Consider the following 11393-nt stretch of genomic DNA (forward strand, 5'->3'; position numbering starts at 1 on the left):
CTGTGGCGAAGCCATGGGGAGGGGGACCGCGCCCGAAGGGCGTGGTGGAGGGGCCGAAAGCTTGCACGACGCCTGACGGCGCCGGCCCCTCCGTCAGCGGCTAACGCCGCTGCCACCTCCCCATCGCTTCGCGACAGAGAGGATTACGAACGCCCGCTTCCCACCCCAAAACAGCCGTCACCCCATCAAGCTCTTGCTCGCCTGCTCGGTGGTATCGCGCGACAGCCCCGGCTGCGCCAATATCCGCTCCAACTCCGCCTTCATCATCGCCGCGCGCTGATCGTCGAAGCGCTTCCAGCGCCCCAGCGGCGGGATCATGCGGGCGGCGGTTTGCGGGTTCTTCGGATCGAGCGCGATCACCAGGTCGGCGATCAACTTGTAGCCCGCTCCGTCGGCCTGGTGGAACGCCGCCTGATTGCCGGTCAGCGCGCCATAGAGCGAGCGCACGCGATTGGGGTTCGCCAGCGTGAAATCGGGGTGCCCCGCGAGGTCCTTCACCGCCGCGACCGTGTCGGGGCGCATCGACCAGGCCTGCACCTGGAACCATTTGTCGAGCACCAGCGGATTGTCGCGGTAACGCTGGTAGAAGATGTCGAGCGCGTGCGTCCGCTCGTCGCTGTCGCCATGCGCCAGCGTCGCGAGCGCCGCCTGCCGCTCGGTCATGCCGTCGGCGTTCGAGAAGATGCCGAACACCAGCGCCGGCACATCGACGATGCCGGTCGCGGCAAGATAGGCGATCGCGACGCCGCGCAGGCGGCGGCCGCCCTTCGCCTTGGGCGACAGGTCGGTCGCGGGCGGGCCGGTTCCCGACAGAATCGCGCGCCATTCGCCCTCGAGCGCTCGGCCGATCGCGGCCTGCAGCGCCAGCCGCTCGCGGCGGATCGCATCGGGGTCGACCGTTACCATCTGGTCGCCGATGAAGGCTTCGCTCGGCAACAGCACCGCCTCGGCGACGAAGGCCGGATCGTCGGCGCGGCCCGCGAGCGTTCCCGCGACCGCGTCGATCACCGCATGAGGATTGGCCTTTTCACCCGACACCGCCGCAACCAGCGTGTCGAGCATCAGTTGCTGCAGCGCCTCGTAACGCGCGAACGGATCATCATCATGCGCCGCGAGCCAGGCCAGTTCGCCCGGCGCGCGGACATAATCGACGATCACCGGCGCCGAAAAACCGCGGTTGACCGACAAGGCCGGCCGCGCCGCGAATGCGCCGAGCGGCACGCGCTGGCTCGCGCCGGTCAGCGTCACCAAAGTATCGGGCATCGCCGCCCCGCTGCCGTCCATCGCGAAGGCCGCGAGGCGCAGCGGCATCATCATCGGCTGCTTGTCGGGCTGGCCCGGGGTCGGCGGCACCGTCTGCGCCACGTCGAGGAACCAGTCGCCATCCTCTTCGGCCAGCGCCAGCGTCAGTCGCGGCGTCCCCGCTTGCTCGTACCAGCGGCGGAACAGAGACAGGTCGATATCGCCGCCCTCCTCCATCGCGCGGACGAAATCCTCGCACGTCGCGGCTTCGCCGTCGTGGCGCTCGAAATAAAGGTCGGTGCCGGCGCGGAACCGCTCGGGGCCGAGCAAGGTCGCCATCATCCGGATGATCTCGGCGCCTTTGTTATAGATGGTCGCGGTGTAGAAATTCGAGATTTCCTGAAAGCTGTCCGGACGGATCGGGTGCGCGAGCGGTCCGGCATCCTCGGGGAATTGCGCCGCGCGGAGCAGGCGGACATCCTCGATCCTTTTGACCGGCGGCGATCCCATGTCGGCCGAAAAGCTCTGGTCGCGAAAGACGGTGAAGCCTTCTTTCAGGCTGAGCTGGAACCAGTCGCGGCAGGTGACGCGGTTGCCCGACCAGTTGTGGAAATATTCATGCGCGACGACGCCCTGCACCCCGTCATAGTCGAGGTCGGTCGCGGTATCGGCGTCGGCGAGGATGTAACGCGTGTTGAAGACGTTGAGCCCCTTATTCTCCATCGCCCCCATGTTGAAATCGCTGACCGCGACGATGTTGAACAGATCGAGGTCATATTCGCGGCCATAGACGCGCTCGTCCCACGCCATGCTGTCCTTGAGCGCCTGCATCGCATGACCGGTGCGGCCCTCATCGCCCGCGCGCACCCAGATGCCGAGTTCGACCTCGCGCCCCGAAACGGTGGTGAAACTGTCGCGGTTGACCACCAGGTCGCCCGCGACGAGCGCGAAGAGATAGCTGGGTTTCGGCCAGGGGTCTTCCCACAACGCCCAATGCGTGCCCTCCGGACCATCGCCCTGCTCGACGCAATTGCCATTCGACAGCAGGATCGGAAAGGCGGTCTTGTCGCCCGCCATGCGCACGCGATAGCGGCTCATCACGTCGGGACGGTCGGGATGGAAGGTGATGCGGCGAAAGCCCTCGGCCTCGCATTGCGTGCACAGCATGCCGTTCGATGCGAACAGGCCCATCAGATTGGTGTTGGCGCTCGGGTCGATCACGGTGTCGACCTCCACCGTCGCCGCTATGCGATCGCCGAGATCGACGATCAGGTCGCTGCCCTGCATGCGCCAGTCGTTCCACACCGCGCCGTCGACGCGCACCTCGACCGGCGTGATCGCGTCGCCGCGCAGCGTCAGCGGCACCGGCGTATCGGCACGGCGCTCGACCGACAGGCTGGCCGACACCTTGGTCTCGTCGATGCCCAATGCGAAATCGAGCGCGACGTCGGGGACCTGCCATTCCGGCGGACGGTAATCGCCGCGGTGGATGGTGACGGGAAGGACGGGCGTCGAGGAGGCTTCGGTCATGTCGGCAGGTCTAGGCGCGGGCCGCAGCCTGCGCAATAAGGCGCGGCGATGGGACAGATGCTGATCTTTGGAATGGGCTATGCCGCAAGCCACCTCGCGCGGCGGCTGGAGGCGCGCGGCTGGGACGTGAGCGGGACGACGCGCGATGGTCGCGGCGGGACGCTCGCGTTCGGCGACCGCGATGCGGTGCTCGCCGCGCTGCGCCCGGCGACGCACATCCTCTCGTCGGTCCCGCCCTCGGAAGGACGCGACCCGGTACTCAACCATTATGGCGATGCCATCGCGCTCGCCGGCGCCACATGGACGGGCTATCTCTCGTCGACCGGCGTCTATGGCGACACCGGCGGGGCGTGGGTCGACGAGACCGCCCCGATCAAGGGCCGCCGTGCTGACCGCAACGCCGCAGACGCGGCCTGGCAGGCGCTGCGCGGCGACATGTGCGTGTTTCGCCTCCCCGGCATCTATGGCCCCGGCCGCAGCATCCTCGACCGCATCGGCGAAGGCCGCGCGCACCGCATCGCCCTGCCCGATCAGGTCTTCAGCCGTATCCATATCGACGACATCGCGAGCGGCGTAATCGCGTCGTTCGGCGCCCCCCCGGGCGTGTACAACCTCGCCGATGACGAACCTTGTCCCCAGAACCGCCTCGTCGAATGGGGCTGCGCGATGCTCGGCGCGCCGGTGCCGCCGCTCCGGACGCTCGACGAAGCCGGGCTGTCGCCCGCCGCGCGCGCCTTCTATGCCGAGAATCGCCGCGTCGCGAACGGCAAGGCTAAACGCCTGCTCGGCTGGGCTCCACGCTATCCGAGTTTTCGAGAGGGGTTGGCAGCCTGTCTGTAACCGTCGCCCCCGCGAAGGGGAGGGCGCTGGAAACCTTCCACTACGCCGACAGCGGCCCCCGCCTTCGCGGGGGCGACGAGTCAGATCAACACATCCACCGTGTGGATCAGCACCCCGACCAGCCCGCCAACCAGCGTCCCGTTGATGCGGATATATTGCAGGTCGTCGCCGACGGCATTTTCCAGCCGGTCGGTGATCGTCTTGGCATCCCAGCCGCGGATCGTGTCCGACACCAGCTTGAGCGCGGTCTCGCCATAGCTGTCGACCGCGCCGACGACCGCGCGCCGCGCGTAGCGGTTGAGCGTGCGCTTGATATGGGCATCCTCGCCCAGCATCGCGCCGAACTGGGTGACGAGTTCGCCCAGCCTGCCGGCGAGCATGGTGTCGGGATCACGCGCGGCTTTCAGCAGCGCGCCGCGGCCCTGCTCCCATAGTCCGTCGAGCCAGCGCTTGACCGCCTTGTTCTCGAGCAGTTCGTCGCGGACGCGCGCGACCTTCGCCTGCACTTCGGGGTCGTGCTGGAGGTCGAGCGCCATCTTGGCGAGCCCCTCCTCGACGCGGATGCGCAGCGGATGATCGGGTTCGACCGCCATTTCACTGAGCAGCTTGCCCAGCCCCGCGACGATGCGGTTCGAAATGCTTTCGTCGAGCCCGGTGAAGCGCACGATCGCATTCGAATTGTCGTGCACCATCTGGTGAATCAGATGGTCGTTGAGTTCGAGCGTCTTCGACCCCCATTTGACCATCGCGTCGAGCAGGGGCTGGTGCCGCCCCTCGGCCAGCGCCGCCTGCAGCGCCTGCCCCAGCAGCGGCGCGACGTCGAGTTCGCGCAAGCGGTCGGCGATCGCCGATTTGACCATGCCGCCCAGCCGTTGCTGGTCGAGCGCGCCGAGACCGTCGGCGATGATCCGCGACGCGCCGCGTTTCAGTCGCCCGCCGCCTTCGCCGGGCTGCGACAGGAATTTTCCGACCGCGCCCGCGATGTCGACCGTCTGCATCTTGCGCGCGATCAACCGCGGCAGCAGGAAATTGGTGAGCAGGAAGCGCGCCAGCGTGTCGCCGATGCGGTTCTTGTTGCGCGGGACGATCGCGGTGTGCGGGATCGGGATGCCCATCGGGTGGCGGAACAGCGCGGTGACCGCAAACCAGTCGGCCAGCCCGCCGACCATCGCCGCCTCGGCAAAGGCGCGCACGAAACCGACGGCAGGATGGACGTCCTGGAAATATTTGGCGCTGACGAAGACGATCGCCATCACGACGAGCATGCCGGTCGCCACGGCGCGGATATTAAGCCCGCCCGTGGGAACGGCAACGCCCACCCCCCGGTTGATATGGGGGGGGTGGGCGCGACCGGTATCGGTTTGCGGCGAAACGCTGTCCGTCATGACCATCCAATGGCGAAGCGCGGCAAAGGTTGCAACCGGCGCCGCGCCGCGCGCTTTCGCGTCACTCCGCCGGGTGCGGTTCAGAAGGAATGCCGTGCGGCTTGGTGTCGTCGCCCGGCTTATAGGTCAGCAGGTTGCGCGAGAAGAATCGGCCCAGGCGCTTTTCGATGCTGTCGGCGAGGCTGAAGCCCGCCGGCACGATCAGCAGCGTCAGCATCGTCGACAGGATCAACCCGCCGATGACGACCACGCCCATCGGTGCGCGCCAGGCGCCATCGCCCGACAGCGAGATCGCCGTCGGCACCATGCCCGCGACCATCGCGATCGTCGTCATGACGATCGGCTGGGCGCGCTTGCGCCCCGCGTCGAGCAAAGCCGGTCCCTTGGCGATGCCATGGTCCATCTCCTCAATCGCGAAATCGACGAGCAGGATCGAGTTTTTCGCCACGATCCCGAGCAGCATCAATATGCCGATATAGACGGGCATCGAGATTTCCATGCCGGTGATCCAGAGGCCGAGCAGGCCGCCGAGCGGGGCGAGCAACAGCGACGACATATTGACCAGCGGCGAGAGGAAGCGGCGGTACAGCAGGACCAGCGTCGAAAAGACGAGCGCGAGGCCCGCGACGACCGCGATCGCGAAGTTGAGGATCAATTCCTCCATGAACTTCTGCTGGCCCTGCACGATCTTGCGGATGCCCTGCGGCATGTTCTTGACCGACGGCAGCGCATCGATCTTGGTCTGCGCGTTGCTGGTCACGAGGCCCTTCGTCAGATCGGCACCGATCACGATACGGCGGGTCTGGTTATACCGGCGCAGCTCGGTTGGCCCCGCGCCGAAGCTGATCGCCGCGACCGATTTCAACGGAACCGTCGTACCGCGTGTCGTCGGTACCGGCAGATTTTCAAGCGTCGCCAGGCTGCGGCGCGAATCTTCGGACAGCAGCACGCGGATCGGGATCTGGCGATCGGACAGCGAGAATTTCGCCGCATTCTGGTCGATGTCGCCCAATGTTGCGATGCGGATCGTCTGGCTGAGCGCCGCTGTCGTGACGCCGAGGTCGGCGGCAAGGTCCATGCGCGGATTGATGATGATCTCGGGCCGCGGAATATCGCCCTCGATCCGCACCGCCCGCAGTTCCTTGAGCGCGCTCATCTCCTTGACGATCTTGAGCGCATGCTTTTCGAGCGCGACCGGATCGTCGCCGCCGATGATGAAGCTGATGTCGCGGCCCGAAAAACCGCCAGCCTGGCTCTGGAACGACACGCGCGCGTCGGGGATCGCCGCCATCTTCGGCTGCAGACCGCGTTCCCAATCGACGCTGCTCGTCTCACGGTCCTTTTTCAGCGTGATATAGACGCTGCCGCCGCCGACATTGACGTCGTAAAAGGCGTTTTCCACCGACTTGTCGGCCGCCAGGATCGCGTTGACCTGGTTCGAGATCCGTTCGCTCTGCGCCAGCGTCGACCCCGGTGGCAATTCATAGGTGATCTGGCTGTAGTCGCTGTTGATCGTCGGCTGGAACTGGCTCGGAAGCGTCGCGAAAAGAATGATGCTCCACACAAAGGCTCCGACGCCGATCCCGACGATCCACACGCGGTGATCGAACAGGCGCGCATACGCGCGCTGGGTCATATATTGCGCCCATCGGGTGAAGCGCCAGTGGTGCATTCCGAACAGGCGCCCGAGAAGCCAGGCAAGCGCTCCGAGCAGGATCGCCGCGGCCATGACCATGGCCCAGGACGTGATCGCCATCTGAGCTGGCGCCAGCTTGCCCAGGAACCACAGAATCCCGCACAGCACAGCAACGATCCCGCCGACCCACGCATAGGCGCGCAAAGCCGACCTGAGTGTGGTCTGGTTGATCCATGCGACGAATGCGCCGAACAGGATCATCACCAGACTGCTCAGGAGGAAAGCAGCGACGGCTGCCATCGGCGTCAGCAGCAGGAAATGGAGAGCCGCATTCGGCCCGCTCTGCCCCACCGGCACCGGCTGGAAATACTTCATCGTCATCACGACCAGCGCGCCGAACGCTACCAGCAGCGGCAGAATCAGGAAGGTCGGCCGCGTCGCCGTCGGCTCGAAGCGCGCCCGCACCGCCTTGTGCTTGCTGTCGTCGAGCGTCCAGCGCAGGATGTTTTCGTACCGGTCGACCCACGGGCCCGACGCGTGGTCCTGCTCGCCCTGCGCCGACAGGAAATAGGCCGCGATCATCGGCGTGATCATGCGCGCGACGGCCAGGCTGACGAGCACCGCGAAGACGACCGTCATCCCGAACTGGATGAAAAATTGTCCCGACACGCCGGGCATCAGCGCGACGGGCAGGAACACGGCGACGATCGACATCGTCGTCGCGACCACCGCGAGGCCGATTTCGTCGGCGGCGTCGATCGATGCCTGATAGGCGGTCTTGCCCATGCGCATATGCCGGACGATATTCTCGATCTCGACGATCGCATCGTCGACGAGCACCCCGGCGACGAGGCTGAGCGCGAGCAGCGACAGGCCGTTCAGCGAAAAGCCCATCATGTCCATGAACCAGAAGGTCGGGATCGCCGAGAGCGGGATCGCGAGCGCCGAGATCAAGGTCGCGCGCCAGTCGCGCAGGAACAGGAACACGACGATGACCGCGAGGATCGCGCCCTCGATCATCGCCGCCATCGAGCTGCGATATTGTTCCTTGGTATATTCGGTGCGCGTGAAGAGGATCTTGAAATTGACCTTGGGGTTGTTCTTCTTGATCTCGGCGAGCTTCTTCATCGTCTCGTCATGGACGGTGACGTCAGACGAGCCCTTGGCCTTTTCGATCGAGAAGGACAGCACCTGCCGCCCCTCGATCTTGGCGAGATTGCGCTGTTCGGCGTAGCCGTCGGTGACCGTCGCGACATCGCTGAGCCGGATCGTGCGGCCATTGCCGAGCGACAACTGATAATTGCCGAGCTGGTTCGCGGTCCCGGCGTTGCCCAGCACGCGCACGGCCTGTTCGGACCCGGCGATTTCGGTGCGCCCGCCCGCGGCGTTGACGTTGACCTGGCGCAGTTGCTGGTTGATCTGGCTCGCGGTCACGCCATAGCTTTGCATGCGCGCGGGATCGAGGATGACGCGGATTTCGCGGTCGACGCCGCCCGACCGGCGCACGCGCGCCATGCCGGGGATCGACAGCAGATCCTTGGCGACATTGTTGTCGACGAACCATGACAGCTGTTCGAGCGTCATGTCGGTCGCTTCGACCGCGAAATAGGTGATCGGCCCGCCGGAGAAATCGACGCGCACGACCTGCGGTTCGAGGATTCCGTCGGGCAGGTCGCTACGAATCTGCTGAACCGCCTGGTTGACGTCATTATAGGCGCGGTCGATCGGCGTACCGATCGCGAACTGCACCATCGTGCTGCTGCTGCCCTCACCGACATAGGACGACATGTCCTCGACCCCGCTGACCGCCCGCACCGCGGCCTCGACGCGCTGCGTGACCTGCGTCTCGAGTTCGGTCGGCGCGGCGCCCGGCTGCGCGACCAGGACCTGCACCGCCGGGAATTCGACGTCGGGGTTGTCGTTGACGTCCATCCGGTTGAAGCTGACGACCCCCGCCAGCAGCAGCAGCACGAACAGGACGATCGGCGGCACCGGATTGCGGATGCACCAGGCGGAGATATTACGGAAGCTCATGGTTCAAACGCCCTTGTGCGCACGTCCGGCAAAAATCGGATATCAGTTCGACGTTTTCTGAAGGACCGGCTTCACGGTATCGCCGGGATTCAGGAAGGCGCCGGCCAGCACGACGACGCGCTCGTTGCCGGTCAACCCCGATGCGATCGCGATCCCGGCATCGGAGACCGAGCTGACCTGGACCGCGCGGCGCTCGACCTTGTTGTCGTTGCCGACGATCAGGACGAAGCTGCCCTCGGGGCCGCTCTGAACCGCACTTTCGGGCAGCAACGGCGCCTCGGCCGAACCGGCGACCAACTTGGCATCGGCGAATCCGCCGGGGCGCAGTTCGGCGCTGTACGGGATCGCGATCCGCACCATGCCCTGTCGGGTCTGCGGATCGATGACCGGCGACTTCTGCCAGACCTGGCCCGCAACGCCCTGCGCGGCGCCGACCGGGGTCACCGTCGCCCGCGTTCCCACCGGAATGCGCGCCAGATCGGCCTCGGCCAGCTGCGCCATCATTTCCATCTCGCCGCCCTTCGCCATGCGGAACAGCACACCGCTGCCCGAGCTGACGATCTGCCCGGGTTCGACCTGGCGCGTCAGCACCAGGCCCGCCGCCGGGGCGACGATGTTCAGCCGGCCGTTGCGCGCCTGGGCTTCGCCATATTGCGCCTGCGCGACGCGGACGCGCGCATTGGCCGCATCGCGGGTCGCGCGCTTGCGATCCATGTCGGCCTTGGAGATGAAGCCGCGCGATACCAGCGCCTCGGCACGGGTGAGTTCGGCCTGCGCCAGATCGGCGTCGGCCTGCGCCACGCGGATCGAGGCGGACAGCGCCGCGGCCTGCTGGCTTTGCACCGACCGATCGATCACCGCCAGCGTCTGCCCCGCGCCGACCCACTGGCCCGGCTCGACCAGCACGCGGACGACCTGGCCGCCCTCGCCGGCGACGCCGACGGGCATTTCGCGGCGCGCCGCGATGGTGCCGTTGGCCGAGATCTGCGCCTGAACCGATTGCTTGCCCGGGATCACGACGGTGATGTTCGGAATGCTTTCGCTCGACGGTCCGCCGGCGGACCCGCCAGCGGCGGCGGCGCCATCGCCCTTGCCCGCCGAAAAGGCGAAATAGGCCGCGGCGAGTGCCGCGAGGATCAGCGCGATTGCGACGATCAGCAGCATCCGGCGCCGACGATTGCCGGCCTCGTCATCATAGCCCGCGAGGCTGTCCATCACATCCACTTTCCGCTCGTAGTTCACGCCAAATTCCTCTGTCCCGCCCCAACCATGGCATGCGAGGGCCGCGTCGTCCGTGCCCGCGAAGGGGGGCGCCGGAACCTCGGCCATTCTTCGCGGTGTATTATCCAATTAAATCACCCCTGACAAGGGGGAAACGCGACCGCACCGCTGCTCACGGCGCGGCGCTTCATAATCGGCCCGGCGGCCGAACTCCAGTGGCCTGGCGCCAAAAAAGGCGGCCGACTCGCGCCGACCGCCTTTTGGAAACCGATCCGGAAAGGACCGTCTATGTCAGCGGGATCAGCGGACCTTGCCGCGCCGCACGAGATTGACGATCCCAAGCAGGACCACCGCGCCGATGAAGGCGGTGAGCAAGGTCATCGGATCGAAGGCGTCGCCGCGCAAATGCCCGCCGCCGAGAAAGCGGCCGAACAGGAAACGGCCGAGGATCGAACCGAGACAGCCGACGATGATATTGAGGAAAATGCCCTGTTGCGCGTCGGTGCGCATCACGATGCTCGCGAGCCAGCCGATGACGCCGCCCATGACAATTGCGATAATCCAAGTCATATATGACCCCCTACGATCGTTTTGGATGCCCGAATATTACCGGGCAGACGCGATGGTAAACCAAATCGCGTCAACCGCCTAGCGATATGGCGGCGACGCCGAACGCCGCCGCCACGGGTGTCAGCGGACGCTGCCGCGACGCACCAGGTTGATCAGGCCGAGCAGCACGACAGCGCCGATAAAGGCCCACAGCAAACCGATCGGGCTGAAGGTACTGAGGCTGGCACCCATGCCGAACATGCCGCCCAATATATTGCCGAGAAAAGCGCCGACGATACCGACGACGACATTCAGGATGATGCCCTGCTGTGCGTCGGTGCGCATGACGATGCTGGCCAGCCAGCCGATGATTCCGCCGACGATCAGCGTGATGATGATACCCATAGACACACTCCCTTATTGCCGGACCTGCGGAGCACGCAGACCGGGTGACTTCCGGCAACGCCTGATGGCGTCCGAACCTCGTTTTGCCGATGTCAGCACAATGCGATGGGAGCGCAAAAGGTTCCCGGCCGGTCCGCAAGGACGCGGCCGGGAAAGTGGGATCCGTTCCGATCTGGGAACTTCTCCGGGTCGCAAGCGGAGGGATAAGCAGGCGGGGGCGACGGCGGTGTGACAGAAGTCACAGGGCGCACGAAATATTTGGCGGCGGTTGCGGACAGGTCGGTTTCGGGGTGGGGCGCGGATGGTCCTTAAATCCTCCCTGTCGCGCAGCGATGGGGAGGTGGCAGCGGCAAAGCCGCTGACGGAGGGGCCGACGCCGTCAGGCGTCGCGAAACCTTTCGGCCCCTTCACCATTCGCTTAGCGAACGGTCCCCCTCCCCATGGCTTCGCCACAGGGAGGATATTTACGTCCGCTTGCGCCCGAAAGCCGACGTTCCAACGACTGCCTGCCCTGCATCAGTCGAGGCCACTGCCCCACCCGCATCGCGCGC

At 66.1% G+C, this 11393-nt stretch carries 7 protein-coding genes; 1 reads left to right on the forward strand and 6 read right to left on the reverse strand.

The genetic code is table 11. The features are described from left to right. Window positions 1-177 precede the first annotated feature (177 nt). Window positions 178-2772, reverse strand: coding sequence for an aminopeptidase N (pepN, locus tag AC07U1_RS00335; RefSeq protein WP_495178531.1), 2595 nt, complete (start codon window positions 2770-2772; stop codon window positions 178-180). A 48-nt stretch (window positions 2773-2820) separates the two neighbouring features. Between pepN and AC07U1_RS00340 the strand changes: the two genes are divergently transcribed. Then, window positions 2821-3612, forward strand: coding sequence for a Rossmann-fold NAD(P)-binding domain-containing protein (locus tag AC07U1_RS00340; RefSeq protein WP_495178532.1), 792 nt, complete (start codon window positions 2821-2823; stop codon window positions 3610-3612). Between the two features lie 80 nt (window positions 3613-3692). Here the strand turns inward: AC07U1_RS00340 and AC07U1_RS00345 are convergent, their stop codons facing one another. From AC07U1_RS00345 to AC07U1_RS00365, 5 genes are all read right to left on the reverse strand, one after another. Further along, window positions 3693-4877, reverse strand: a complete 1185-nt coding sequence (locus tag AC07U1_RS00345) for a DUF445 domain-containing protein (protein ID WP_235535555.1) — start codon at window positions 4875-4877, stop codon at window positions 3693-3695. A 181-nt stretch (window positions 4878-5058) separates the two neighbouring features. Next, window positions 5059-8667, reverse strand: a complete 3609-nt coding sequence (locus tag AC07U1_RS00350; protein WP_495178533.1) for an efflux RND transporter permease subunit — start codon at window positions 8665-8667, stop codon at window positions 5059-5061. A gap of 42 nt (window positions 8668-8709) precedes the next feature. Further along, window positions 8710-9882: an efflux RND transporter periplasmic adaptor subunit gene (locus AC07U1_RS00355; RefSeq protein WP_056343154.1), complete on the reverse strand. Its 1173-nt coding sequence runs from the start codon at window positions 9880-9882 to the stop codon at window positions 8710-8712. Window positions 9883-10188: 306 nt separating this feature from the next. Beyond that, window positions 10189-10458 (reverse strand): GlsB/YeaQ/YmgE family stress response membrane protein, encoded by a 270-nt coding sequence (locus tag AC07U1_RS00360; protein WP_056343170.1) that lies wholly within the window; start codon window positions 10456-10458, stop codon window positions 10189-10191. A 120-nt stretch (window positions 10459-10578) separates the two neighbouring features. After that, on the reverse strand, window positions 10579-10842 hold the full coding sequence (locus AC07U1_RS00365) for a GlsB/YeaQ/YmgE family stress response membrane protein (protein ID WP_056343173.1): 264 nt from the start codon (window positions 10840-10842) through the stop codon (window positions 10579-10581). Window positions 10843-11393 lie beyond the last annotated feature (551 nt).

The organism is Sphingopyxis sp. GW821-FHT02C12 (assembly GCF_059421785.1).

Coding starts and splice junctions, on each gene's coding strand:
- pepN (WP_495178531.1), bottom strand. CDS start 2,772: ATGACCGAAGCCTCCTCGACGCCCGTCCTTCCCGTCACCATCCACCGC.
- AC07U1_RS00340 (WP_495178532.1), top strand. CDS start 2,821: ATGGGACAGATGCTGATCTTTGGAATGGGCTATGCCGCAAGCCACCTC.
- AC07U1_RS00345 (WP_235535555.1), bottom strand. CDS start 4,877: ATGCTCGTCGTGATGGCGATCGTCTTCGTCAGCGCCAAATATTTCCAG.
- AC07U1_RS00350 (WP_495178533.1), bottom strand. CDS start 8,667: ATGAGCTTCCGTAATATCTCCGCCTGGTGCATCCGCAATCCGGTGCCG.
- AC07U1_RS00355 (WP_056343154.1), bottom strand. CDS start 9,882: ATGGACAGCCTCGCGGGCTATGATGACGAGGCCGGCAATCGTCGGCGC.
- AC07U1_RS00360 (WP_056343170.1), bottom strand. CDS start 10,458: ATGACTTGGATTATCGCAATTGTCATGGGCGGCGTCATCGGCTGGCTC.
- AC07U1_RS00365 (WP_056343173.1), bottom strand. CDS start 10,842: ATGGGTATCATCATCACGCTGATCGTCGGCGGAATCATCGGCTGGCTG.